The 24,631-nt window shown below is 62.4% G+C and carries 21 protein-coding genes; 10 read left to right on the top strand and 11 right to left on the bottom strand.

Annotated features, from left to right (window positions below; genetic code table 11):
* Positions 1-66 precede the first annotated feature (66 nt).
* Positions 67-507, top strand: coding sequence for a TadE/TadG family type IV pilus assembly protein (locus I5961_RS03305; protein ID WP_227234339.1), 441 nt, complete (start codon positions 67-69; stop codon positions 505-507).
* Positions 504-3,263 carry an ATP-binding protein gene (locus I5961_RS03300; RefSeq protein ID WP_227234337.1) on the top strand — a complete coding sequence of 920 codons (2,760 nt, stop codon included), beginning with the start codon at positions 504-506 and terminating at the stop codon, positions 3,261-3,263. The genes I5961_RS03305 and I5961_RS03300 overlap by 4 nt, the downstream gene beginning before the upstream one ends.
* Here the strand turns inward: I5961_RS03300 and I5961_RS03295 are convergent.
* The 5 genes from I5961_RS03295 to I5961_RS03275 all read right to left on the bottom strand — a co-directional run bounded on the left by I5961_RS03295 (position 3,233) and on the right by I5961_RS03275 (position 7,645).
* Complete coding sequence (locus tag I5961_RS03295; protein ID WP_227234336.1) at positions 3,233-5,212, bottom strand: pilus assembly protein TadG-related protein; 1,980 nt, start codon at positions 5,210-5,212, stop codon at positions 3,233-3,235. The genes I5961_RS03300 and I5961_RS03295 overlap by 31 nt on opposite strands.
* Before the next feature lie 149 nt (positions 5,213-5,361).
* Positions 5,362-5,919, bottom strand: a complete 558-nt coding sequence (locus I5961_RS03290) for a DUF4136 domain-containing protein (RefSeq protein WP_227234334.1) — start codon at positions 5,917-5,919, stop codon at positions 5,362-5,364.
* Between the two features lie 50 nt (positions 5,920-5,969).
* Complete coding sequence (locus tag I5961_RS03285; RefSeq protein WP_085700970.1) at positions 5,970-6,581, bottom strand: DUF4136 domain-containing protein; 612 nt, start codon at positions 6,579-6,581, stop codon at positions 5,970-5,972.
* Positions 6,582-6,593: 12 nt separating this feature from the next.
* Complete coding sequence (locus tag I5961_RS03280) at positions 6,594-7,343, bottom strand: methyltransferase (RefSeq protein ID WP_227234332.1); 750 nt, start codon at positions 7,341-7,343, stop codon at positions 6,594-6,596.
* On the bottom strand, positions 7,343-7,645 hold the full coding sequence (locus I5961_RS03275) for a MazG-like family protein (protein WP_007951009.1): 303 nt from the start codon (positions 7,643-7,645) through the stop codon (positions 7,343-7,345). The genes I5961_RS03280 and I5961_RS03275 overlap by 1 nt, the downstream gene beginning before the upstream one ends.
* A 143-nt stretch (positions 7,646-7,788) precedes the next feature.
* Here I5961_RS03275 and I5961_RS03270 point away from each other — a divergent pair, with 143 nt between their 5' ends.
* Positions 7,789-8,082: a hypothetical protein gene (locus tag I5961_RS03270; RefSeq protein WP_064379237.1), complete on the top strand. Its 294-nt coding sequence runs from the start codon at positions 7,789-7,791 to the stop codon at positions 8,080-8,082.
* A gap of 37 nt (positions 8,083-8,119) precedes the next feature.
* Positions 8,120-9,469, top strand: coding sequence for an MATE family efflux transporter (locus I5961_RS03265; RefSeq protein ID WP_227234331.1), 1,350 nt, complete (start codon positions 8,120-8,122; stop codon positions 9,467-9,469).
* 9 nt (positions 9,470-9,478) lie between these two features.
* Here the strand turns inward: I5961_RS03265 and I5961_RS03260 are convergent, their stop codons facing one another.
* The 6 genes from I5961_RS03260 to I5961_RS03235 form a co-directional block, all read right to left on the bottom strand.
* A complete protein-coding gene (locus I5961_RS03260; RefSeq protein WP_227234329.1) occupies positions 9,479-10,273 on the bottom strand; it encodes a DUF4123 domain-containing protein in 795 nt (264 codons plus the stop codon).
* The gene (locus I5961_RS03255) at positions 10,270-11,619 is read right to left on the bottom strand and encodes a type VI secretion system Vgr family protein (protein ID WP_227234327.1); all 1,350 of its coding nucleotides are present in this window, start codon (positions 11,617-11,619) and stop codon (positions 10,270-10,272) included. The genes I5961_RS03260 and I5961_RS03255 overlap by 4 nt, the downstream gene beginning before the upstream one ends.
* 232 nt (positions 11,620-11,851) lie before the next feature.
* Positions 11,852-13,765: an arginine decarboxylase gene (gene speA, locus I5961_RS03250; RefSeq protein WP_227234326.1), complete on the bottom strand. Its 1,914-nt coding sequence runs from the start codon at positions 13,763-13,765 to the stop codon at positions 11,852-11,854.
* A 218-nt stretch (positions 13,766-13,983) separates the two neighbouring features.
* Positions 13,984-14,355 carry a translation initiation factor Sui1 gene (locus I5961_RS03245; protein ID WP_064379228.1) on the bottom strand — a complete coding sequence of 124 codons (372 nt, stop codon included), beginning with the start codon at positions 14,353-14,355 and terminating at the stop codon, positions 13,984-13,986.
* A gap of 186 nt (positions 14,356-14,541) precedes the next feature.
* Positions 14,542-15,099, bottom strand: coding sequence for an NUDIX hydrolase (locus I5961_RS03240; RefSeq protein WP_085700976.1), 558 nt, complete (start codon positions 15,097-15,099; stop codon positions 14,542-14,544).
* Between the two features lie 3 nt (positions 15,100-15,102).
* Entirely contained in the window at positions 15,103-16,170 is a 1,068-nt protein-coding gene (locus I5961_RS03235) for a DUF2333 family protein (protein WP_085684934.1), read from the bottom strand.
* Positions 16,171-16,665: 495 nt separating this feature from the next.
* Between I5961_RS03235 and gcbA the strand changes: the two genes are divergently transcribed.
* The 6 genes from gcbA to accC all read left to right on the top strand — a co-directional run bounded on the left by gcbA (position 16,666) and on the right by accC (position 24,605).
* The gene (gcbA, locus tag I5961_RS03230; protein WP_085700977.1) at positions 16,666-18,336 is read left to right on the top strand and encodes a diguanylate cyclase GcbA; all 1,671 of its coding nucleotides are present in this window, start codon (positions 16,666-16,668) and stop codon (positions 18,334-18,336) included.
* A 50-nt stretch (positions 18,337-18,386) separates the two neighbouring features.
* Positions 18,387-20,333, top strand: a complete 1,947-nt coding sequence (locus I5961_RS03225) for a methyl-accepting chemotaxis protein (protein WP_227234324.1) — start codon at positions 18,387-18,389, stop codon at positions 20,331-20,333.
* A 58-nt stretch (positions 20,334-20,391) separates the two neighbouring features.
* Entirely contained in the window at positions 20,392-22,149 is a 1,758-nt protein-coding gene (locus I5961_RS03220) for a protein-disulfide reductase DsbD (RefSeq protein ID WP_085703456.1), read from the top strand.
* A gap of 132 nt (positions 22,150-22,281) precedes the next feature.
* Positions 22,282-22,737: a type II 3-dehydroquinate dehydratase gene (gene aroQ / locus I5961_RS03215; RefSeq protein WP_007951022.1), complete on the top strand. Its 456-nt coding sequence runs from the start codon at positions 22,282-22,284 to the stop codon at positions 22,735-22,737.
* Positions 22,738-22,761: 24 nt separating this feature from the next.
* Positions 22,762-23,232 carry an acetyl-CoA carboxylase biotin carboxyl carrier protein gene (gene accB, locus I5961_RS03210; RefSeq protein ID WP_085700980.1) on the top strand — a complete coding sequence of 157 codons (471 nt, stop codon included), beginning with the start codon at positions 22,762-22,764 and terminating at the stop codon, positions 23,230-23,232.
* Positions 23,233-23,249: 17 nt separating this feature from the next.
* On the top strand, positions 23,250-24,605 hold the full coding sequence (accC, locus tag I5961_RS03205) for an acetyl-CoA carboxylase biotin carboxylase subunit (protein WP_085700981.1): 1,356 nt from the start codon (positions 23,250-23,252) through the stop codon (positions 24,603-24,605).
* Positions 24,606-24,631: the final 26 nt, after the last annotated feature.

Here is a 24,631-nt window from a genome sequence, read left to right as displayed (position 1 = left end):
ATCGTCCGTTTTGGCTGAATGATTCTATGCTGATACTACGTAGTGACTGTCAGGGTAGACGCGCTCATGAAAACCGGCCTCCCCCGCAAGCAAAAAGGCGCTGCCGCCATCGAATTTGCCTTGGTCTTTGTCATTTTCTTTGCAGTGTTTTACGGGATCGTGAGCTACAGCCTGCCGATGTTGCTGATGCAGGCCTTCACCCAGTCGACGTCCGAAGCCGTGCGGCGTGGCGTGGCACTGGACCCGTCGACCGCCAACTACGCCACCGCGATCCAGAACGTCGCTCGCGCTGAACTGGCCCGGCGCCTGACATGGCTGCCACCGGCGCTGAACTTCAACGCAGCCACCGACGCCACGGTTACCTACGCGGGAGGCCTGCTGACCGTCACCATCAACTACCCGACCAACAAGCTCAACCAGGCGTTACCGTTTCTGGTCTTGCCCGGTATCGGCGCGGTGCCCAATCTGCCTGCCAACCTGACCGCCAGCTCGAGCCTGCAATTTTGAGTTCCGGAGACAAGCTGTTCGACCGCCTGCTCAATCGTCAAACGCCCACACCATCCGTGGACAACCCCATGGTGCCCGGCGTCGGCTTGCAGCTGCATCTGGATGGCGAAGGTCAGGTCACCCACCTGACCGGGCCGCTGCGCCATCTGCTGGCGCAACAACTGTCCGCCACCCACACGCTGCATTTGCTCGATTACCTGCTGCCGCACAGCGCGCTTTCGATCGAAGGCGTGCCCGCGGACTGGCAGGGACAAATGCTCGATCTGGATTTTTTCAGCCTCGCCGGCCCGCCACTGCATTTGCGCGGCTGGGTGCAACCGCAGGGGGATGGCTGGGTTCTGCAACTGCTGGACATCGGCGACCTGTTGGGGGAACGGCGTCAGGCGCGCAGCCGCGAGCAGTGCCAGTGGCTCGCCGCACACATCCGCGACCACTTGCGGCTCTGCGGCCTGGCGCGTCTGCCACAAGTGCTGGGCGAACAGTTGCAGTGCCTGAGCCAGCGTTTTCAGGTGCCTAGCCTGGCCGTGGCGCTGCTGGATGAAGAGACCGGGGGCTGGCAGATCCGTCACCATTACAGCGCGCCCGATGCTCCGCAGTTATGGGACACCGATCAGCGCCTGGGCACCGGCCTCGACAGCCTCAACGGCGCTGCACCGCAACGTGTGCTGCCCGCCGAGCATCCTCGCCTGAGCAGTGTGTTCGGCCCCGCCGAAGGGTTTGCGGTGCCCTATCGCGATGCTCATGGCGTGGCGGCGTGGCTGCTCTTCGGCTGCTTCAGCGTGCAGCCACACACCGCGGACTTGAACGATCACGACTGGCTGCAACTGGCCGCCGCCGTGGCCGCGCCGCTGCTGGAACGTCTGCGTGAACATCGTCACCACTTGCAGCTGGAACGTCTGGAAATCCTGCAAAGTCTGCTCGGAACCGGTTGGTGGGAGGTGTTCAGCGACAGCGCCGAAGTGCTGCTGGCCGATGCACTGGCCAACTGCCTCGGATTGAGCGCCGGGCGCCTGCCGATCCAGGACTGGTTCGCCCGTGTACACCCGGCCGACCGCGAAGAACTGCGCAGCCGACTGCAAGCGTTGCAGGATGAAGGTCAGCCGCTGGAACTCTGCGTGCGCCTGCAATCCGACGATCAGGCGCAACCGCAGTGGTTCCGTTTGCAGGGCCAATCGCTGGGCATCGGTGCCGAGCGGCGTCTCGTGGGCTTCATGCTCGACATCAGCGACATCAAGAACCAGCAACAACAGGCCGCCGCCGCCCATGCGCGACTGGACAACCTGATCGCCAGCGCGCCAGCTGTGATCTATGTGCAGCGTTATGTCGAAGGTGCGTTGCAGCCGACATTTTTCAGCGCCAGCCTGCAACCGCTGCTGGGCTGGGGCCTCGCCGATTGCGCCGATGGCGGGCTGGTGAATCATGTGCATCCCGAGGATCGTGCGGCGTACTTCGAACGTACCCGGCAGTTGCTGCGCGAGGGTTCGGTGAGCACCCGCTACCGGATGCTCGATACTCAAGGCAACGTCCACTGGCTGCTCGACGAAGCCAAACTGTTGCGCGACGACCTCGGTCTGCCGGTGGAAGCTGTCGGACTGTGGCTGGATGTCACCGACGCGACCCTCGCTGCCGAGCGGATCAAGACCAGCGAAGAACGCTACCGCATCCTCGTCGAAGATTCGCCGGCGATGATCTGCCGCTATCGCCCGGACCTGACCCTGACCTTCGGCAACCGGCCACTGGCGATGTACCTGGAATGTGCCCCGGAGCAACTGCCGGGGGTGAATCTGGGCAGCTGGATGTCCGACGAACAACGCGAGGCGTTCGTCCAGCGCCTGGCGCAACTGACCCCCGATGCGCCAGTGAGCAGCGCCGAAATCAACCTGCGCCTGCCGGGCCGCGAGCATGCGTGGTGGATCTGGTCGGATCGCGCAGTATTCGATGAACAGGGCCTTCTGCTTGAGGTGCAAGCGGTGGGCCGCGACAACACCGAGGTCCGGCGTTCGCAGCAACAACTGACCCAAAGTGCGAAAATGGCCACCCTCGGCGAGATGGCCACGGGGCTTGCACATGAGATCAATCAGCCGCTGAACGTGATGCGCATGGCCATCGTCAACGTGCTCAAACGCCTGGGCAACGGCGATGTACAGATCGATTACCTGACCGACAAACTCTACCGCATCGACGCACAGGTCCAGCGGGCGGCGCGGGTGGTCGATCACATGCGGGTGTTCGGCCGGCGCTCGGAAATCGAACAGCACCCGTTCAATCCGCTCGACGCCATCGAAGGCACCCTTTCGCTGCTGTCCGAAGGCCTGCGCGGCAAGGGGGTGGAGCTGCGGATCGGCGAAGCGAATTTTCAGGTGCAGGTGCGCGGGTACGTCGATCAACTGGAACAAGTGCTGATCAACCTGATGGTAAATGCCCGGGATGCTCTGCTGAGCAAGCGCGAATCCAATCGCGACTTCCAGCCATGGATCAGTGTGCGTGCCGAACTTGACGAACAGATGGTGCGGCTGTGGGTCGAGGACAATGGCGGCGGCATCGACCCGCGTTTGCTGGAGCGGATTTTCGAGCCGTTCTTCACCACCAAACCGGTAGGCGTCGGCACCGGGCTGGGCTTGTCAGTGAGCTACGGCATCGTCGAGAACATGGGCGGGCGCCTGAGCGTGCGCAACGGCGACGACGGCGCACGATTCTGCATCGAATTGCCGATTGACTTGGGCGATCAGATCACCAGCGTCGCCCGCCCCGACTGACAACTCAGATTGGCGCCGACATCGACCTGGTTGAGGTTGATCCCCAGGGCCATCAACAGGGTATTGATCAGGGTGTCGAGCAGCGGGCTGAGTACGGTGTTGATGGTGGTGACCAGCAAGGTCTTCACTGAACTCAGAATTGCCCCCAGCCCGCTGACCAGACTGCCCGTCGGGCCGTACATGTTGAGATTGATGTTGGTCAGGGTGTCGCTCAGGCTGCTGACCATGTTGCTGGTAGCGTAGCTGTAATAGAACGGCGGCTGGTTGATCTCCGGCAGGCTGGCGGCCGGCGGCGCGGAATAAACGTGGGGGATATTGGCGCTCTGGCCGACGGTGGTATCGGCCGAGATGTCGAGCCCGCCACCGACAGACGGGATGCGTGGATCGCAACTGACCGGCAACACCAGGAAGCGTCGGCAGGTCTTCACGCCGATATCGATCACCTTCAACGGCTGCACCACCACGGTCGGCGGCGTGATGTTATTGCCGAACACCGATGCCGGATCCATGTGGCCGATTTTCAGGTTAGCGACCGAAGTGGTGGTGTTGGTGGTCAGGGTCTTGTTGGTCGGCGTCAGGCAGCTGAACGCGGTGACGTAGCTATTGGCCGCCGCCACATCCAGCGCAACATCGAGACGAATCGGCCCGGGCAGCACTTCGATCGACGGTGTCTGGCAGGCCGCACCGAGTGCGCACGTCAGCGAATCGATCACGCCCACCAGGTTCAGGTTGAGCAAGGCATTCAACGTATTGGTCAACGGGCCGGCGAGATCGGCCACGCCGTTGACCAGCGACAGGATCGTATCCAGCAACGGCAGATTGACCGACAACAGCGTTCGCACCTGCGCGGTCTTCACATAAATCCGGTTCGGTCCCAGGGGGTTGGCGGCCGCCAACCGAGGGTTGCCGATGGCCGACAACTGCGACGGCTCCAGCACCTGCACCCGGGCGGTGACTTGTGCCACACCGAGGTTGATCGTCTGGCTGGCCACCAGGCCGTTCTGCTTGTTGGCCAGTTGCACGAAGCCCTGAATCAGATCGAATGCCCGCAAGTCCACCGCCAGCGCCGTGGCCTGAGTACCGGCCTGAACGTTCAGCAGATTGCCCAGTACTACTTGTGTCGCGCCGGCCGCCGCCTTGATTGCCTGCAACCCGAGGATGGTCGCCGTGGCACTCAGGGTGCCGTTGGGGTCAAGGACGTTGATCGCGGTCTGGACGAGCTGACTGACCGCGATGGTGTTGCCGAGTACCTGCTCGTAACCACCGGCACTGAGGCCTATATCGACTTTCAACCGGTCCAGATAGCCGAGCAGGTTGATGTTGGTGTTGACCAGACCATTCCAGCTCGCGGCGCTGAGCGTGAGGTTGCCACCCAGCAATCCGCCGAACAGCGCATTGAGCACGGCCGACCGGCCTGTATCGACACTCAATGTGGTGCTGCGGATGGTCAGTGAAGCCAATGGTGGCGGCAATGCTGCGACCGCCGTGGCGTTGAGGTTGATGGTTGCATTGCGCCCCGCGCCGCCGAACATCCCGCCGATGGCACCGGCAAAACTCTGAGGCACGGTGTGACTGACGATAACGCGGATTGCATCCGTGCTGGCGGCGTTGGCGGCAAACACCCGCAGATTGCTGGCGTCCAGGTTCAGGGTGCCGCAGGCGACCGCCAAGGCGCGACCTGCACTGGGAATCGGGAAATTGTTACGCACGACGCTGGCCTGCGCATAGGCGTTGGCCGTGGCCCCGGTGCCGCAATTGCCGCCACGGGTCGCGGCTTCCAGGGCAGCGACATCGGCTATCTGTTGCAGGTGACGACGCTCAAGGTACAAGCGGCCGCTGTCGACCACCACCAGAATGAACACCAGCGCCATGCCCAGAGTCAGCGCCGCCATCAGGCCTATGGCCCCCCGCTGCCGGGCAGGATCGATGAACGGCGGATGACGCGACATGGCGCACTCCTTTGCCGGCGCACGGCCGGGCGCAACCTCCATTGGTGGGTTTGAGTGTAGACGCGCTGCATCGACACTGCTGGCAACGCGCCAGTTTCACTTGCCCATAAAAAACGGGAGCCATGGGCTCCCGTCGTTTTTCAGCAGATTCAGCGCGGTGGATAGTTGGACAGGATCCGCGTCACGGTTTCGCGGATGGCGTTACTGCGATCTGCCGGGTTCGGCGTGCGGCTGAGCATTTGCTCGTCGCTGCCGCGCCACACCAGTTTGCCGTCCTTGCCGTCGAGCAGATCGATCTGGATGGTCGCCACCTTGTAGGTGATGTTGCGGGTTTCGTTGTACATCGGGGCACCCCAATACCCGTTCCATGGGCCACCCCAACCGCCGCCGTAGTTGGTGGTCACCTGTTGCTGACGGTCCTCGACGATCAGGTAGGTCTGCACATTCAGATCACCTCGGGCGCCCGAAGCGGCCGGGCGCAGGCCACGCTGATCCAGTTGATCGGCGACGGCCTGCCGGATGCGTTGTTCGGTCAGGTCGCTCTTGATCCGTGGATCGTCGGGGCGGTATTGCAGGGCGGGGTCTTTCCAGCTCCAGCTGCGATAAGCGGCAAAGTCGCGGCTGGCGTCGAAGTCATGATTGACCTGGTTGGCGGCACAGGCACTGAGCAGTGCGGCCACGGCCAGTAAAGCGAGACGGCGGAACATGGTTTTTCTCCGGTGGAAGACATGAACCTGAGCTTCTCATTGGCGGGAAGCTAACCGGGAGGATACGCCGACATGGCCTTTTCGACAGCCTCCCGAATCGCGTCGGTGCGATCACCTTGCTTGCCCTGAGTACCGGTTTCGGCGCTGGCGCTCCAGACCGGCTGACCACTGCCGGCGTCGAACAGATCGACTCGCACCACCACGACCTGCTCCTGATAGGTCCGCACGATCGGCACCGTGTTGTACATCCCGTAACCCCGGCCGTAACGGTCATAACCGCCATAGCCGCCGTAGTAACCGTAATCGTCCTGCACCTGACGCAGGCGGGTTTCCAGGCTCAGGCGGGCACTGACCAGCAGGTCGGCCGGGCGATTGTCATGCAGCGGACGTAAACCACGCTGGTCCAGTGCACTGCTCACGGCTTCGGCCACTTGCGCCGAATCCGCCCAGGCCGTGCCCGGCGGCAGCTGACCGTTGAGCCACGCCCAGCTGCGATAGCGCCCGTAATCCCGAGGCGGCGCGGGATAGGCGCTGCGGTCGAAGGTAGTCGCCGCTTGCGGCGGCGCCGGTGGCAACGGCCGCGACTGCGCCACGTAAGGGTTGCTGCCCTGGCAGGCGGCCAGCCCCAGACAGATCAGCAATAACCCTGAATGACCTTTCATATCTCGCTCCGATCAGATCGGCCGGCAGATCCAGTGCAAGTAGCGCCCAAGCCCGGCGAAGCTTGGGTGACGACGGTGGGCGAGCTCCATCTCGAGCAAATCAATCAATTCGGCGCGGGCCTGGAATTCCACCGGCATGTAATCGTGAAAAACCCGCACCCCGCTCTGGGTTTCGACCTGCCACAACCCGGCGAGTTGCGTCGCCAGTTCCCGTGGATCGAGTGGCTGTTGCGGGGTCAGGCTCTGCTTTTCACCGGCCATGTCGTTCTTGCGCATTTTCTTGAAATGGCCTTTGAGCAGGTTCCGGTAAATCAGCGCATCGCGGTTGTAGAACGCCAGCGACAGCCAGCCGCCGGGCTTGGTCAACTGATGCAGCACCGGCAGGATCGCGTGGGGTTCGGCCAGCCATTCCAGCACCGCATGGCACAGCACCAGATCGTAGGGTTCGGTGAGCTGGCCGAGCAGTTCCTGCCAGGGCGCCTGAATGAACGTCGCGGTTTGCCCGGCGTCGGCAAAGCGCTGGCGTGCGCCTTCAAGCATCGGTTCGGCTGGCTCGGTGAAGGTCACCTGGTGCCCGCGCTCGGCCAGCCATAGCGACATGTGGCCCAGGCCGCCGCCAATGTCCAGCACCCGCAACGGACGATCCGGCAGGGCTTCGACGAGGTCGGCCTGCAGCACCGCGAGGCGGATCGCGCCTTTGGCGCCACCGTAGATTTTTTCGGCGAAGCGGGTCGCCAGCTGATCGAAATGACGGTCGCTCATCAGCTGAACCGCCGTTCGCTGTCGGCGAGTTTGCTGCGCACCACTTCATTCATGTCCAGCCCCAGTTCGCTGCACAGCAGCAACAGATACAGAACGATGTCGCCGACTTCCTGCCCGGCGTGGGCGAGTTTGTCCGCCGGCAATTGGCGGGACTGGTCTTCGGTCAGCCACTGGAAGATTTCCACCAGTTCGGACATTTCCACGCTGGCGGCCATGGCCAGGTTTTTCGGGCTGTGAAATTGCCGCCAGTCATTGCGGTCGCGAATGGCGTGCAGGCGTTCGGTCAGTTCAACAAGGTTCATCGGGCTCTCCTGAAGGCGTATAGCTTCGGGGGGATGCGTATCGAAGGCAAGCGCCAGTCGCCCGTTAAAACCCTCTATGCTTGCAGGGAACTCGACCGCCTCCGCTGCGGCCCAAGGCTCAGCTCTTTCATCAGGAAACAGACATGCAGGTAGAAAGCTTTTTCGAATGGCTGGGCCAGGCGCTCGGCTCGATCATCCGCTTCATCGTCGATGGCCTCAGCGGCCTGTTCAATCTGCTGGGCAACGCCGGCGGCAACTTCGTCGACGGGCTGTCGAGGGCGTTGGGCATGGACACGTCGATCATCAGCATCATCGCGCTGATCGTTGGCCTGATGCTGTTGTGGTCGGCGATCCGCGCGTTCATGAATGCCTCGATCATTGCCGGGATCATCTGGTTGCTGCTGGGATTATGGCTGTTGAGCTGGATCATTCACTGACACCTGCCGCTACAATGCCGCTCCCCAAGGAGCCCGCATGTCCAACCTGATCACCGACTGGCGCGACCGCCCGACCCATCACCGGGTCTGGGCCCTCGCCGCCCCCATGATCCTCTCCAACATTTCCGTGCCGCTGGTGGCGCTGGTCGACAGCACCGTCATCGGGCATCTGCCTCATGCCCATCAATTGGGCGCAGTGGCCGTCGGCGCCAGCCTGTACACCTTTCTGGCCTGGGCCATGGGTTTTCTGCGCATGGGCACCACCGGTTTCGCCGCGCAGGCCGCCGGGCGCAGCGACGGCGCGGCCTTGCGGCAGATTCTGCTTCAGGGCCTGTTGCTGGCGATGGGGTTGGCGCTGTTGCTCGGAACCCTGGGCGTACCGCTGAGCGGAGTCGCGCTGCACTTCATGCAACCGTCGGCGGAACTGGATCAACTGACCCGCGACTTCTTCCACACCCGGCTGTTCGGGTTGCCGGCGGCGCTGGCCAGTTATGCGCTGGTCGGCTGGTTCCTCGGCACGCAGAACGCCCGGGCACCGCTGGCGATTCTGCTGAGCACCAACCTGATCAACATCGTGCTCAACCTGTGGTTCGTGATGGGTCTGGACTGGGGCGTGGTCGGTTCGGCCCGAGCCTCGGTGATCGCCGAATGGAGCGGCGCCCTGCTCGGCCTGTGGATGACTCGCAAGGCACTGCGCGCCTATCCCGGACACATCGCCTGGGCCGCCCTGAAAATCTGGCAGAGCTGGCGCCCGCTGCTGGCGGTCAACCGCGACATTTTCATCCGCAGCCTGGCGCTGCAATCGGTGTTTTTCCTGATCACCGTACAGGGCGCGCGACTGGGCGATGCCACGGTCGCGGCCAACGCGCTGCTGCTCAACGGCCTGCTGCTGACCGCCCACGCGCTGGACGGTCTGGCTCACGCCGTCGAAGCCCTGTGCGGCCACGCCATCGGCGCCCGCGATCGTCTGGCCCTGCGCCGGTCGCTGGTGGTTGCAGGTGGCTGGTCGTTGCTGGCGAGCCTGGGCTTCGCGGCACTGTTTCTGTTGGCCGGCCACTTGTTCATCGAAATGCAGACCGACATCCAGAGCGTGCGCGAGACCGCGTTCATCTACCTGCCCTACCTCGCCGTCCTGCCGTTGATCGCGGTCTGGAGCTACTTGCTCGACGGCCTGTTCATCGGTGCCACCCGCGCCCGGGAAATGCGCAACGGCATGCTGGCGACCGTGATCCTGCTGCTGCCTGTCGCCTGGGCGCTGCAAGGTCTGGGCAATCACGGCCTGTGGATTTCATTCCTGTTGTTCATGGTGCTGCGCAGCCTGACGCTCGGGGGCCTGGCGTGGTGGCTGCGGCGCACCGATGGCTGGTTCAACGGTGCCGCTCACTGAAGCGGCGCCTCACGACGGGTCGTCGAGCCAGCGCCGACGCAACAGCTCAAGCCGTTCCCGTGGGGTCAATCCATGTGGCAGCGGTGTCAGCTCGGCATGCGGATGCTGCAAACGCAGCCACAACCAGTCGTCCAGCAACGCCTGCTCGCTGAACCCCAGTTCCAGGCCTTGCTCCTGAAAGGATGAGATCAGCCGATAGTCGTTTCCCATCGCCTGACTCCAGCGCCAGACCTGCTGATCCAGCAGACAACGGTGCAGACGTTCGCGCTGTCGGCGGGTCAGGCTTTGTTCGATCCGCAGCGGCTCCACGGCCAGTCCCGGATTGCGCAGTTGCTGCCAGCCCTGGCTGCCGCCGGCCAGATCGGCCCAGGTCCCGCCGAACCAGCGCAGCCATCCGATCGGTCCGAGCCAGCAGCTCAATTGTCGGGCGTCGCAGGCATCGAAAAAGTAGCTGGCGGTCTGCCGATTGTAGAAATTGAGCAATGCCCGATGGTTCAGGCCGACAGACACGGTCAGCATCCGCTGCAAGTGTTCGCGCAATGACGGCTCCGAGGCCTCGCTGCCCAGCAGCAGACCTTGCCAGGTCAACGGATCGGTGTGGCAGAGCGCCGACAGCGCCGGGCTGTCGCGCAAATCGATCAACCACGGGCCCTGTTCACTGACAGGCTGAAACTCCGTACCGTCAAACAGCTTCAGGCTGTGCACACCGGCAAATCCATGGCGTAACATCTGCACGGCCTGCGGCGCCTGTGCGATGTCCAGCAATAACCACTGAGCGTGCCGTCCGGGAGTCGCGAGGCTCATCTTCCGTTGCTCGATTTGAGCCCGGCGACCAATCGACAGCTGCACAGTGACGCCGCGCAATGGTGATAACTGCCGCCTCCGGGTATCAGGCACAACAGCAATAATGGCTCGGCCGCTTTCAACCATTGAGGCAGGCCCACGCTCGCCATACGCGAGGGCAGCGGTGACGGTGCATCATCCTCGATGACTTCGGTCAGTGCCGGGACCTGCAGGACGCCGCTGATCACGGGCTGCTCAGGGTCACCTTCCAGAAAACTCACCACCACCTCTACCCCGTCCTTCAATGACGCCATCTGCATTTCGGCCAACGCCGGCGCCACCGGCAGCCAGCAGTGGCTGGGGCGGGCCCCTTCCCCCTGATAGAGCCAGTCGAACTGAACGGCCACCGGCCGCACGGGATCCGGTTGCGCCTCCTCGACCGACACCACCCATGCACGTTGCGGGCTACACATGCGCGCCCCCCGGGCTGCAATAGATGACCGGGGCAGCGATAACTGGTCAGTGGCAAAAATCCGGTTGCTGTAGGGCGGCTCGAGGGACTGATCGGCCCGATGTTCGATTCGGCTCACCAGCCAGTGCGTATTCGAGTCTTCCAGGGGCTGGCCGGAAATCGTCAGCCAGTGCCCACTGCGCAGGGTCGGCGAAGCGGAATGCCCCTGCGCCGAACGCGCCCGCCGCGAGCCTTCTGTGTGCAGTCGCGCGTGCTCGCTCACTTGCCAGCGGCTCAATGTCGGAATCGGCTCCCCTTCCTCGCCCTCGAATTGCGGGCTCCCGGCGCGGGGCAGCCGGGCCGGATCGTCGCCGAACACCAGGCAATGTCCCCGGATCCCGTGTTCGAAGTGGTAGTGAATGCGTGCCTGGCCGCACAACCGCTGCAACAGTTGCAGATCCGACTCGCCGTACTGGGTGCAGAATGTCAGGGGCGGATACGCGCCTTGCAGATCGAATCGGCGTCGGGCGCCACTGATTCCGTGCTCCCTGAGCACCTGATCAAGAATCTGCGGTATCGAGAGATCAGTGAAGATGCGCTGGCTGTTACGCAGGCCCAGGCAGCTAAGCCGCGGCCCGAGCCGCGCCTGAAACAACCGGGCACCGCGCCGCTGTTCATGCTGGACAAGGCTGTGCAACTGGCCGTGAATACCATTGCCGCAAGGCCCGAAGCACAAGCGCGCGGAACGATACATCAGGCCTGCAAGGTCAAGGTGAGGGTCATCGACCAGCACATCGATTTCGAATGAAAAAGGCTCGCTGATGGCTTCGCAACCCGTGAATGCGAGGACTTCAAGTGAGTCGGACAGGCCCGCTACATCGAGACGAAACGACGGCTCGTCGGCTGGATCGAACATGGGGCGATTCTCTACAGGGGGGCGGGCGGGGATTCTCGCCGAGACCCATGGCCGAGTAGAGGGCCGAACTACAAATTCGGAAATGACCTACGCGAAAAGCAGACGACGTCACTTTGCCAGCCTGGAAGCAAGCCGTTTCGCAAAGAGAAAAAGAAGCGTCTCACCCGGTTGTCTGAAACGTCCGCACTGAGCGGAAAAATTTCAGACAACCAGATGAAAGCGGAACCTGACCTCAGGAAGACAGGTAAGAAGAGCGGGTCAGACCCAGGCGCAATGCATCGAGGAACTGAGTGCGCTCGTTGGCGCTGATGCGGGCACTGGCGCACTTGTCGCGGTAGTGGGTCATCAGCTCTTCCGGCGACAGGTGCACGTAGCGCAGCATGTCTTCGATGGTGTCGTGGGTTTCAATGCCGGCGTGGTACACGCTGCCGTCGGCGTTCTGGTAGATGTTCACCGAGTCGGTGTCACCGAACAGGTTGTGCATGTCGCCGAGGATCTCCTGATAGGCGCCGACCAGGAACACGCCCAGCAGGTAGTCTTCACCTTCGTTCAGCGCGTGCACCGGCAGGCTGGTCTCGATGCTCTGCTCGTCGACATACTGGTTGATCTTGCCGTCGGAGTCGCAGGTGAGGTCTTGCAGAACGGCACGACGCAGCGGCTCTTCGTCGAGACGGTGCAGCGGGATGATCGGCAGGACCTGATCGATCGCCCAGGTATCCGGCAGGCTCTGGAACACCGAGAAGTTGCAGATGTACTTGTCGGCCAGCTTGTCGTTGAGTTCGTCCAGCACCTGGCGGTGCGAACGCTGACGCGCCTTCAGCGAGTTGTGCAGACGCCGGCACACGGCGAAGTAGCACTGCTCGGCCAAGGCCTTTTCAGCCAGGGTCAGCTTGCCGTCAGCGTATTGGGCAGCCACGTCGCTCAGGTAGTGGGTGGCGCGCCAGTAGGTTTCGGTGACCATTTCGATGTCGGTCGGGCCGAGCAGGTCCACCAGCCACTGCACGGTTTCCGGCAGCGCCTCCTTGTTCTCGATCTGCGGCACGTCGTCGTTGTGTTTCTCGACGTCGGTCACCTGCACCACCAGCATGGCGTGGTGCGCGGTCAGCGAACGACCGCTTTCGGAGAAGATGTGCGGATGCGGCAGGCTCTGCGCATCGCAGAATTCCTTGAGCATGCCGACCACGACACCGGCGTAGTCATCCATGTCGTAGTTGATCGAGCTGGCGTTGCGCGAGTGGGTACCGTCGTAGTCGACACCCAGACCGCCACCGACGTCGATGTGATCGACCGGCAGACCCAGATTGCGCAACTCGCCGTAGTATCGAATCGCTTCTTTGAAGCCGTGCTGGTAGTCGGCCAGATTGGCGATCTGCGAACCCATATGGAAGTGCAGCAGACGGATGCCCTGATCCAGGCCGGCCGCGCGGAAACGCTCCACCACCGACAGCAGTTGCGCCGCCGACAGGCCGAACTTGGATTTCTCGCCACCGGTGTCCGCCCACTTCGACGACGCCAGCGACGACAGACGCACGCGCAGGCCGACCTGCGGCTTGACCTTGAGCGAGGCGGCTTCTTCGATCACCAGACCGACTTCGGATTCTTTCTCGATCACGATGAACACGTTGTGGCCGAGCTTCTGACCCATCAGCGCCAGACGGATGAACTCGCGGTCCTTGTAACCGTTGCAGACGATGGTGCCGCCCTTCGGCGCCAGTGCCAGCACCGCCAGCAGCTCAGGCTTGGAGCCGGCTTCCAGACCGATGGAGACGTTCTGGGTGGCGATGATGTTTTCGATCACCGCTTCCTGCTGGTTGACCTTGATCGGGTACAGCGCGGTGTATTTGCTCTGGTATTCCAGACGCTCGATGTTCGCATCGAACGCACCGGTCAGCTGACGGACGCGGTCTTGCAGGATGTCGGGGAAACGCACCAGCAGCGGCAGGGACAAGCCACTCTTGCGCAACTGGTCGACTTGTTCGAACAGATCGATAGGCGAGCTGTTCGGGCCGTTCGGACGAACCTCGACGCGACCGGCGTCATTGATCGCGAAATACCCGGCCCCCCAATGGCGAATCCCGTAAACACTGCGGCTGTCCGCAACTGTCCATTGGCTGCCATCGTCTTTGCGTGTGCGTCGTACGGACATCGAAGTCCCCTATAAAGAAGTCATAGTGCGTCGCCTGATCTCAGGCCGGCGCAGTCTAAAGAATGAAAATGACGGTTCGTCAGCGGGGCGGTAGACCGCGCTGACAGCGTTGAGTTTAGAAACCGGTCATGAACAGGCTCTGTGAAAACCATGGAAACGACGTCAGGCCCAGGCGCTCTGGAGCTGAATCAAGCCGCCGGTGGGTTTCACAGAGGCTGCTAGCCGCCGGACTTCTTCGCCTTGAAACCGTGCTTGACCAACTCGGCCAGAAGCAGCTCGACATGGTCGCCCTGAATCTCGATGACCCCGTCTTTCAACGCACCGCCGGTGCCGCAACGTTTCTTCAACGTTGTCGCCAGCTCTTTGAGTGCGTCTTCGGCCAGAGGCACGCCGGTGATGGTGGTCACCGTCTTGCCGCCACGGCCCTTGCTCTCGCGGCGCACGCGGGCAATGCCGTCGCCGGCCGGGATCACGGTTTGCTTGCAGATACAGGCGTCCACCGGCTTGCTGCATTCCGGGCAATGACGACCTGCGTCGGTGGAAAATACCAGGCCGCCCAGGGCGGCGAAGGATGCGGCTTTTTTGGCCACCGGCAATCCTCTCGGGAGGACAAAGACTGATCGCAGCCTTGGGCAAGGCTATCGACCGCGAAGCCCCACTCAGGCAGGGGCAGCGCTACTGTGCCATGAGCTCCTGAAAGCGGGTCGGCACAGCTTGAAAAGGTCGCGCAGTGTAACGGCAAAAACGCCGATTGCTAAGTGCCAATCGGCGCCAATTTATGTGTTCTTTGCGACGTCGCTCTGTTGCGCCTTCAGATAGCGTTTCAATGCGGCCAGAGAGTCCGGGCAATAAGGCTTTTGCTGGATTTCCAGCATGACCTGTTCGACCGGAATGAAGCGCGCTTCGAGCACTTCTTCAGGCTGCAGGATCAACGGCCCGTCCCACACCGCCGAAAACGCCGAACACCACAGACGATTACCGGTGTCTTCGAAGTAGAAATGGTCGTGGGCCGTCAGCTCGACGCCACTCACGCCCAATTCTTCTTCCAGCTCACGGGCTGCCGACTCGGCGTAGGTCTCGTCCGCCTGCACCATGCCGCCTGCCGCCACATCCCAGTAACCGGGATAGATGGCTTTGCTCAACGTGCGCCGATGCACGCAGAGTTCACCGGCGGAGTTGAACAACATGATGTAGGTGCCACGACCGATCAGCCCGCGCTCGCGCAGGTCGGAACGCACCAGGGCGCCGAGCAGGTTGTCCTGCTCGTCGACCCAGGCGATCTGTTCGGCATCCGAGGCGGCGCGGTGGGCCGCCTCTCTGGCGTGCTCATCCATGACTCAGCCCTGATTGAGCAGTTGACGCAAATCGATCACGGCGGCGTTGGCCCGGGAAATATAGTTGGCCATGACCAGCGAGTGGTTGGCCAGCACACCGAAACCGCTGCCGTTGAGGATCATCGGGCTCCAGACCGGCTCCTGAGACGCCTCCAGCTCGCGAATGATCTGACGCACGCTGACAGTCGCATTCTTCTTCGCCAGCACGTCGGCGAAATCGACCTCGATCGCGCGCAGCAAGTGCGACAGTGCCCAGGCCTGACCACGGGCTTCGTAGAACACGTTGTCGATCTGCATCCACGGAGTCTCGACGACTTCCTCGTCGACCTGCGGCACTTCCCCCACCGCCGGAACTTCGGTTTTCAGCGCGGTGTTGAGCTTGACCCGGCCAACACTGGCCGACAGGCGTTGCGACAGCGAACCGAGACGGGTGCCGACATCGCCCAGCCAGTTGTTCAGGTTGTCGGCGCGGGCATAGAACAGCGCGTTTTTCTGGGTCGGGTCGGACAGGCGCGCCTGATAACGGCTCAGGGAATTGATGCCTTCCTGATATTCCGACTCGCTGGACGGCAGGATCCAGCTCTTGTTGTCGAAGTTGAAGCGCGGCTCGGCCTTGGCCAGATCGGCGTCTTCAGCCGATTGCGATTGCGAGCGGGCGAAGTCCTTGCGCAGGGCGCGGGTCAGGTCGCGGACCTGCACCAGCACGCCGTATTCCCAGCTCGGCATGTTGTCCATCCACAAGCCCGGCGGGAAACGGTCGTTGGAAATATAGCCACCCGGCTTGTCGAGCAAAGTGCCGGCAACGGTTTTCAGGGTTTCTACGGTGGTGTAACCGACCACCATCTGCTTGCCTTCCTTCTCGGCGGCAACCTGGGCGTTCTGCGCCACGGGAAACAGCGCCGGTTCCTGGCTCCAGTACCAGCCCAGGCCAATGGTCACCAACAGATAAATGGCAACCAGCGTAGCCAGCGCCCGGCTGAACAACAGCCCGCCGACATAGCTGCGGGCGGCCGACTTGGGCTCGGCGGCACGTTCAGGCGCGCTGCCCGCGCGGTTCTTCCAGTCCAGCATGGCGATATCCTTTCAATCTTGGGTTCAACGGTTCGACCACAACCATACAACAACGTGCCTCGCCCCGGCACCCGCGATCAGGGTCGCGGAAAAAAACAGGCGGTGTTCGTCAGTGAACGAAAGGATAGTCGCAGGCACAAATGCGCGGCGTTCCGGTGACACAGGGTCATGTTCAGACAAATGTCTCGTAGGGGTTTCCCTGACCCTTCCAGCGCAAAACCCTTGTGAAGCTGACCTTGGAAAAATCAGAAAGCCCTGACAAACGATGACCATCCAGCGCAGGGGAAGCGTCCTCAAAAGCCCTGGGAAATATCCTTTAAGGCCCGGATTACGGGCCCTTGGTCGACGAGCAAGTCGCGGACAAAACCAACCAGTCAGAAACTGAATGATGCCGCACCGCAGATTATTGACGTACGACACTCATGTAAGGGAAAAGAGGTGCTAGCATAGAGCCACCAGTCGATCTCAGCATGCAGCCTAACTAGTAGTCAGGATATGACCGAGCCAGAAGACCCCAGCCGTGAGCGCCTCAAGCACCACTTTGCCCAGCGGGTAATTCATCAGGCACGTCAGATTCTTGAGATATGGCAGCGCCTGCAACGCAGTGAGTGGTCCACTGCCGATCTCGCCGAACTGAGCGAGGCCAATCTGCGCCTGCTGCGTTTTGCCGAGCGTTTCGAACAGCCCGAACACACGCAACTGGCCCGCCACATCAGCCAGTCGCTGGAAGCGGTGGACGCCAATCGCGGCCGCCTGAGCAGCGGCCTGATCACCGATCTCAACCGCTTGATGCAGCGCTTGTCGCGCACCGGTCTGCGCCATGGCGATCAGCTTGACCAGACTTTCCTGCCGCCCCTGCGCAAACCGATCTACGTGATGCTGCAGGATCATGACCGCGCCGAACGTCTGGCCAAGCAGCTGGAGTTTTTCGGTCTGAGCGCTCAGGCGCTGGACAGTGTGGCGGCGTTTCGCTCGTCGATGGTCGAGCGCCTGCCCGCCGCGATTGTTATGGACGTGGACTTCAGCGGCGCCGGCGTCGGCCTGAAACTCGCCGCCGAAGCTCAGCAAGGTCTGGAAGAACCGCTGCCGCTGCTGTTTTTCAGCCTGCACGAAACCGACACCCCGACCCGCCTCGCAGCGGTTCGCGCCGGCGGCCAGGAATTTCTCACCGGCACCCTCGAAGCCTCAAGCCTGCTGGAGAAGATCGAGGTCCTGACCTGCGTCGCCCAGTACGAACCCTATAAAGTGCTGATCATCGACGACTCCCGCGCCCAGGCCTTGCACACCGAACGCCTGCTCAACAGTGCCGGGATCGTCACTCGCACCCTGATCGAACCGATCCAGGCGATGGCCGAGCTGGCGGATTTCCAGCCGGACCTGATCATCCTCGATATGTACATGCCGGCCTGCACCGGTACCGAGCTGGCGAAAGTCATCCGCCACAACGACCGCTATGTCAGCGTGCCGATCATTTATCTGTCGGCCGAGGACGATCTGGACAAACAGCTCGACGCCATGAGCGAGGGCGGCGACGACTTCCTGACCAAGCCGATCAAGCCGCGCCACCTGATCACCACCGTGCGCAACCGCGCCGCCCGCGCGCGCAACCTGAAAGCACGGATGGTCCGCGACAGCCTCACCGGCCTGTACAACCACACGCACATTCTGCAATTGCTCGAAGACTGCTCGTTCCGCGCCCGCCGCGAGAACAAGCCGCTGAGCTTTGCGATGCTCGACATCGACCACTTCAAACGGGTCAACGACAGCCACGGCCATCCCATGGGCGACCGGGTGATCAAGAGCCTGGCGCTGTTCCTCAAGCAGCGGCTGCGCAAGACCGATTTCATCGGCCGTTACGGCGGCGAAGAATTCGCCATCGTCATGCCCGACACCGATATAGAAGCGGCGCACAAAGTGCTCGACGAAATCCGTCAGCGCTTTGCCGAAATTCACTATCCGGCCCAGCCGCAGGATCTGTGGTGCACCTTCAGCGCTGGCGTGGTGGAAATGCACGACGACTCCGACAGCCTGATGATGGCCAGCCAGGCCGACGAGGCGCTGTACCGCGCCAAGGGCGAAGGACGCAATCGGGTGCAGATCGCGCGCGACTCAAAGCAAAGTGCCACTTTTTCATCGGAATCGACCCAATCGGTCATAACCCTGTAATAGAACCGCAATAAATTCAGGCGCTTACCGTTCTGCCGTTGGTAGCCGTCATGCGCCTGAAGTTGCTCACCAATCTCAATACTCTTTTGCTGGTCGCCGTCTGCGTGGCCCTCGGCGCCACGCTGTGGTGGTCGCAGAAAGCCCTGGAGCGCCCATATCTGTTGATGGAGCGTTATCTGGGACTGTCGCAGCAATTTCAGAATGACGTGGCACGCAACGTCGAGGACTACCTTGCCAGCGGCGACGCCCTTCGCCTGAGCAGCGCCAGCCAGGCCATCGAACAGTTGCAGAAAGAACTTGGCGAGCTGCCGCCGGCGCTGGCCGACACCTTGCGCCCGAGCCTCACCGGCCTCGATGAATTCAGCAAGACCGACCTGCTGGCCGCCGGCAAACTGGCCGGCGATCCGCAGGCTCTGCTGTTGCAGGCCGAACGCGAATTGAGCGCCAGCCTCGATCAGCTCAGCACCTACGCCGGCGGCAACGCGACCTATCTAACGCCCCTGCTGGTTGCCTCTCAACATCTGGGCAAACTGTCGCTGGCCCGGGACAAGCTGGTCAGCAGCGGACGCAGTGAACTGGCCGCCGATGTCGAACGCGAACTCAGCAACATCCGCACCCAGGCCCAGACAATCGAGGCCCTGCCCTTGCTCGGCGTGGTCGCCAGCAGTGAGTCCGGCAGCGACGACTTCGCCGCGATGATGGGCATCGAAAGCACGGAAAAAGCCGCTGCCGAAGATGCCGGCGTCGGCCTCAAACGCGAACTCAACAGTTTGCTCGGCCGTTATCCGGCGGAGCTGGCGCGCACCCGCGATCAGATCCAGAAACGCACCGACCTGAGCACCGCGACCCACCAGAAAATCGCCGCCGTGCAGCAAGCCATCGCCGGTCTTGAACCGGTGGTGCGCGCCCAGCATGGGCAGATTCAGGGTGAAGTGCGCCTGATGCAAGGCGTGATGATTGGCCTGATTCTGCTGATCGCGCTGCTGATCGACACCCTGCAACGACGCCTGGCCCGCACCCTGACCAACCTCGCCCCGGCGCTGTCGACCTGGGCCGAAGGCGACTTCAGCCGCGACATTCATCTGGGCAAGATCAACCGCGAACTGCACGACATTGAAGCCTCGCTCAATCGCCTGCGTGCCTACTTGGTGGACCTGGTCGGGACCATTCGCGGCAATGCCGAGCAGGTGGCGGGCAGCAGTCGCACCCTCGCCGAGCTGAGTAATGACTTGCACAGCGGTGCCGAACATCAGGCCGGCGATACCGCGCTGATCCGTGATTCCCTCGGCGAACTGGAAGCGACCATCCAGCAAGTGGCCGGCGATGCACGCCAGGCTGCCGACGCCAGTCGCCATGCCGGGCTGGCCGTCGAACACGGGCAACAAGTGATCGGCCAGAGCCTCACCGGCCTGCACGCGCTGGTCGGCGAGGTGCAGGGCAATGCGCAGATGATCGAACACCTGGCCGAAGAGTCGGCCACCATCGGCGGCGTACTGACGGTGATCCGCTCGATTGCCGACCAGACCAACCTGCTGGCGCTCAACGCGGCAATCGAAGCCGCCCGCGCCGGGGAAATGGGTCGCGGATTTGCCGTAGTGGCCGAGGAAGTTCGCTCGCTGGCACAACGCACCGCCGGCGCCACGGCAGAAATCCAGACCCTGATCGCCGGCCTGCAAACCGCCGCAAGGCAATCGGTCGAGGGCATGCGCGCGCAGGTCGAACACGCCGAGGCCACGGCCAATCAGGCGCAATCGGCGGACGGTGCGCTGGACAAAATTGTCGGCGCAATCCAGACCATTTCCGACACCGCGATCCGCATCGCCGACATCACCGCACAACAGAGCGGCGCGGTCAGCGAGATTCGCGATCACAGCGAGCGGATTCACCAGTTGGGCGGGGCCAATCTGCTGCGCATCGGCCAGGGCCGCGAGCAAGGCGAGAACCTGCTTTTGCTGGGCGGCCAGTTGCACACCGCCGTGCAAGCGTTCCGCGTGTGACACACAGCGCAGGGCCAAGTCCGCTATCATTCCCGCACCTTTGATTCGCGAGATTGTCATGCGCCGTCTGCTCTGCCTGCTGTTTTTCGTCTTCGCCCTGCCGGCCGGTGCCGCCGGTCTGTTTGACAGCAAACCCAGCGCCACACTGGGCTCGGTCAACAACAGTGCCGACTTCCTGCCGGTGCGCGAAGCCTTTCAACTGAGCCTGGTCGAGAGCACCCCGCAATCGGTCAAACTGCGCTTCGTTGCCAGCGAAGGCTATTACCTCTACCGCCATCGCTTCCAGTTTCGAGCCGAACCTGCCGAGGTGAAACTCGGTGCCGCACAGTTACCCCAGGGCGAACAGAAACACGACGAGTATTTCGGCGACGTCGAGGTCTACCACGGCATTCTCGACGTGGAACTGCCGCGCAATGACGCCCGGGCGTTCACACTGGCCGTCACCTATCAGGGCTGTGCCGACAAGGGTCTATGCTATCCGCCGGAAACCGAACGCCTGAGCATCGAAGGCAACGCATTGGCAAGTGGCGCGTCCACTCCGGTGACGGGTTGGGACTGGCGTGACCTGGCGCTGTTTTTCCTCGCGGGTCTGGGGCTGACCTTCACGCCTTGTGTATTGCCGATGCTGCCGATCCTGTCCGGCGTGGTGCTGCGAGGGCAGGTCGGCGGTTTGCGTGGTTTCAATCTTTCCCTCGCTTATGTGCTGCCGATGGCCGCCTGTTTTGCGCTGCTCGGGGCCTTGATGGGGCTGTTCGGCGCGCAACTGAATTTGCAGGCACGGCTGCAATCGGCGTGGGTGCTGGTGCCGTTCGCGATGTTCTTTGCGGTGTTCGCGCTGGCGATGTTCGGCGTGTTCGAGCTGAAACTGCCGCACTTCATCAGCAGCCGCCTCGACCGGATCGCCGGGCGCACCGAAGGCGGCTCGTTGTGGGGCGCGGCGGTGCTGGGTGTGGTGTCGAGTTTGCTGGTATCGCCGTGTGTTTCCGCCCCGCTGGCCGGCGCGCTGCTTTATATAAGCGCCAGTGGCGACGCGCTGGGCGGCGGCCTGAAGCTGTTCATGCTCGGCCTGGGGATGGGCGCGCCGTTATTGCTGGTCGCCACTGGCGGCGCGGCGTGGCTGCCGAAAAGCGGGCCGTGGATGATGTACGTGAAAAACGGCATCGGCGTGTTGCTGCTCGGGTTGGCCATCGGTTTGCTCAGCCGGGTATTGCCGGGCCAGATCACGCTGCTGCTGATCGGCTTGCTGGCCGGTGGCGTCGGCCTGTTCCTCGGCGCTCTGGAATTCGTCTACAAACCGCCGCGCAAACGCCTCGGCCAGTTGCTGGGCATGTTCCTGCTGTTTTATGCGCTGGCCTGCTGGTACGGCGCGTTCAGCGGGCAGACCGACCCGTTGAATCCGATAGCCCCGGCGCGCCTTGCCGACAGCGGATTGTCGGCGCAAGACGGCGGTTCGTGGCAGACCGTCAGCACCCCGGCAGAACTGGACCGGGTGCTGCTCGAAGCGAAAACCGCCGGCACCCCGCTGCTGCTCGACTGGTACGCCGACTGGTGCATCAGCTGCAAAGTCATCGAACACGAAGTACTCAATGACGCCACGGTCGTGAATCGGCTCAAGGGCTATCGGCTGATTCGCTTCGACATCACCGCGAGCAATGCCGAACAGCGCACCCTGCTCGACCGCTACAGCCTGTTCGGCCCACCGGCGCTGATGTTCTTCGGCAAGGACGGGGTGGAACGTCGCGATGTGCGGGTGATCGGCGAGATCAACGCCAGCGACTTCGCCGAACGTGTTGCCAAAGCGAATGACCGGATTTAATCACTCAGTCACATATTTTGCGCAAACATCGGTCATCGTGCTGGCTATTGCAGAGAACTGGACAGTCACAAAGGCTTTGCGGCATAGTCGCCGGGTTCTGACGAAGGCTCACCCATAACAAGGAACACGCAGATGGCAACGCTACTGGTGCTGCACGGCCCCAACCTGAACCTGCTCGGCACCCGGGAACCGGGGACCTACGGGTCGACCACCCTGGCGCAGATCAATCAGGACCTGGAACGCCGCGCCCGTGAAGCCGGCCATCATCTGCTGTATCTGCAAAGCAACGCCGAGTACGAATTGATCGACCGCATCCATGCCGCACGTGGCGAGGGTGTGGACTTCATTCTGATCAACCCGGCAGCATTTACACACACAAGTGTCGCATTACGTGACGCGCTGCTGGGAGTGAGCATCCCATTCATCGAAGTGCATTTGTCCAACGTGCACAAACGCGAACCTTTCCGCCATCACTCCTACTTCTCCGATGTAGCAGTAGGAGTGATCTGCGGCCTTGGCGCCAGCGGTTATCGACTGGCCCTGGAGGCTGCACTAGAGCAGCTTGAACAACAAGCTATACGCCCCTGACCGACCCTTGGGAGTTGATGATTCATGGATATCCGTAAAGTTAAGAAACTGATCGAATTGCTGGAAGAGTCCGGCATCGACGAGCTCGAGATCAAGGAAGGCGAAGAGTCCGTACGCATCAGCCGTCACAGCAAGACCCCGGCGCAGCAGTACTATGCACCGGCTCCGATGCAGGCTCCGGCCGCTGCACCTGCCGCCGCTGCCGCTCCGGTTGCTGCTGCAGCCGCTGCTCCAGCTGCCGCTGCTGCTCCAGCGCTGAACGGCACCGTTGCCCGTTCGCCGATGGTCGGCACCTTCTATCGCAAATCTTCGCCAACCTCGCCAGCCTTCGTTGAAGTCGGCCAGACCGTGAAGAAAGGCGACACCCTGTGCATCGTCGAAGCCATGAAGATGATGAACCACATCGAAGCTGAAACCAGCGGTGTGATCGAGTCCATCCTCGTCGAAGACGGCCAGCCGGTTGAGTACGACCAACCGCTGTTCACCATCGTTTGAACTGCGGAGAGCCTTTGATGACTGCGAAGTTGGAAAAAGTTCTGATCGCTAACCGCGGTGAGATCGCCCTGCGGATTCTGCGTGCCTGCAAAGAGATGGGCATCAAGACCGTCGCCGTTTACTCCAAGGCCGACAAAGAGCTGATGCACCTGGGTCTGGCAGACGAATCCGTCTGCATCGGCCCGGCTTCTGCCGCGCAATCCTACCTGCACATCCCGGCAATCATTGCGGCCGCTGAAGTGACCGGCGCTACCGCCATTCACCCAGGCTACGGTTTCCTTGCGGAAAACGCTGATTTCGCCGAGCAGGTCGAGAACTCCGGCTTCGCCTTCATCGGCCCGAAAGCCGAAACCATTCGCCTGATGGGCGACAAGGTATCGGCCAAGCACGCGATGATCGAAGCGGGCGTGCCAACCGTTCCAGGTTCCGACGGCCCGCTGCCGGAAGACGAGGAAACGGCGCTGCGCATCGGTCGTGAAGTCGGCTATCCGGTGATCATCAAGGCCGCCGGCGGCGGTGGTGGTCGCGGCATGCGCGTGGTGCACAAGGAAGAAGACCTGATCGCCTCGGCGAAACTGACCCGCTCCGAAGCGGGCGCGGCGTTCGGCAACCCGATGGTCTATCTGGAAAAATTCCTGACCAACCCGCGTCACGTCGAAGTGCAGGTTCTGTCCGACGGCCAGGGCAACGCCATCCATCTGGGCGACCGCGATTGCTCGCTGCAACGCCGTCACCAGAAGGTTCTCGAAGAAGCGCCGGCACCGGGCATCGACGAGAAGGCCCGCCAGGAAGTCTTCGCCCGCTGCGTCCAGGCGTGCATCGACATCGGCTACCGTGGCGCCGGCACCTTCGAGTTCCTGTACGAGAACGGTCGTTTCTACTTCATCGAAATGAACACCCGTGTTCAGGTGGAGCACCCGGTTTCGGAAATGGTCACCGGTGTCGACATCGTCAAGGAAATGCTCAGCATTGCCGCCGGCAACAAGCTGTCGATCCGCCAGGAAGATGTGGTCATCCGCGGCCACGCGCTGGAGTGCCGGATCAACGCCGAAGACCCACGCACCTTCATGCCGAGCCCGGGGACGGTCAAGCATTTCCACGCTCCAGGCGGCAACGGCGTTCGCGTCGATTCGCACCTGTACAGCGGTTATGCCGTTCCGCCGAACTACGACTCGCTGATCGGCAAACTGATCACTTACGGCGCGACCCGCGACGAAGCCATGGCCCGCATGCGCAATGCCCTGGACGAAATCGTGGTCGACGGGATCAAGACCAACATCCCTCTGCACCGTGATCTGACCCGTGACGAAGGCTTCTGCAAAGGGGGCGTGAATATTCACTACCTCGAGCACAAGCTGGCCAAACAGTCGTAAGGCTGAAGCGGCATGAAAAACCCGAT

It is taken from the genome of Pseudomonas sp. IAC-BECa141, from assembly GCF_020544405.1.
GTDB lineage: Bacteria > Pseudomonadota > Gammaproteobacteria > Pseudomonadales > Pseudomonadaceae > Aquipseudomonas.
The sequence above is the reverse complement of the archived record's forward strand: the minus strand, read 5'-3'. Positions and strand labels throughout refer to the sequence as shown.

Excerpts from the sequence above, each read along its gene's own strand:
- I5961_RS03305 (WP_227234339.1), top strand. The coding sequence starts at position 67 with ATGAAAACCGGCCTCCCCCGCAAGCAAAAAGGCGCTGCCGCCATCGAA.
- I5961_RS03285 (WP_085700970.1), bottom strand. The coding sequence starts at position 6,581 with ATGAAAGGTCATTCAGGGTTATTGCTGATCTGTCTGGGGCTGGCCGCC.
- I5961_RS03270 (WP_064379237.1), top strand. The coding sequence starts at position 7,789 with ATGCAGGTAGAAAGCTTTTTCGAATGGCTGGGCCAGGCGCTCGGCTCG.
- I5961_RS03240 (WP_085700976.1), bottom strand. The coding sequence starts at position 15,099 with ATGGATGAGCACGCCAGAGAGGCGGCCCACCGCGCCGCCTCGGATGCC.
- I5961_RS03265 (WP_227234331.1), top strand. The coding sequence starts at position 8,120 with ATGTCCAACCTGATCACCGACTGGCGCGACCGCCCGACCCATCACCGG.
- speA (WP_227234326.1), bottom strand. The coding sequence starts at position 13,765 with ATGTCCGTACGACGCACACGCAAAGACGATGGCAGCCAATGGACAGTT.
- I5961_RS03295 (WP_227234336.1), bottom strand. The coding sequence starts at position 5,212 with ATGTCGCGTCATCCGCCGTTCATCGATCCTGCCCGGCAGCGGGGGGCC.
- I5961_RS03280 (WP_227234332.1), bottom strand. The coding sequence starts at position 7,343 with ATGAGCGACCGTCATTTCGATCAGCTGGCGACCCGCTTCGCCGAAAAA.
- accB (WP_085700980.1), top strand. The coding sequence starts at position 22,762 with ATGGATATCCGTAAAGTTAAGAAACTGATCGAATTGCTGGAAGAGTCC.
- I5961_RS03225 (WP_227234324.1), top strand. The coding sequence starts at position 18,387 with ATGCGCCTGAAGTTGCTCACCAATCTCAATACTCTTTTGCTGGTCGCC.
- I5961_RS03255 (WP_227234327.1), bottom strand. The coding sequence starts at position 11,619 with ATGTTCGATCCAGCCGACGAGCCGTCGTTTCGTCTCGATGTAGCGGGC.
- I5961_RS03235 (WP_085684934.1), bottom strand. The coding sequence starts at position 16,170 with ATGCTGGACTGGAAGAACCGCGCGGGCAGCGCGCCTGAACGTGCCGCC.
- gcbA (WP_085700977.1), top strand. The coding sequence starts at position 16,666 with ATGACCGAGCCAGAAGACCCCAGCCGTGAGCGCCTCAAGCACCACTTT.
- accC (WP_085700981.1), top strand. The coding sequence starts at position 23,250 with ATGACTGCGAAGTTGGAAAAAGTTCTGATCGCTAACCGCGGTGAGATC.
- I5961_RS03290 (WP_227234334.1), bottom strand. The coding sequence starts at position 5,919 with ATGTTCCGCCGTCTCGCTTTACTGGCCGTGGCCGCACTGCTCAGTGCC.
- I5961_RS03275 (WP_007951009.1), bottom strand. The coding sequence starts at position 7,645 with ATGAACCTTGTTGAACTGACCGAACGCCTGCACGCCATTCGCGACCGC.
- aroQ (WP_007951022.1), top strand. The coding sequence starts at position 22,282 with ATGGCAACGCTACTGGTGCTGCACGGCCCCAACCTGAACCTGCTCGGC.
- I5961_RS03260 (WP_227234329.1), bottom strand. The coding sequence starts at position 10,273 with ATGAGCCTCGCGACTCCCGGACGGCACGCTCAGTGGTTATTGCTGGAC.
- I5961_RS03220 (WP_085703456.1), top strand. The coding sequence starts at position 20,392 with ATGCGCCGTCTGCTCTGCCTGCTGTTTTTCGTCTTCGCCCTGCCGGCC.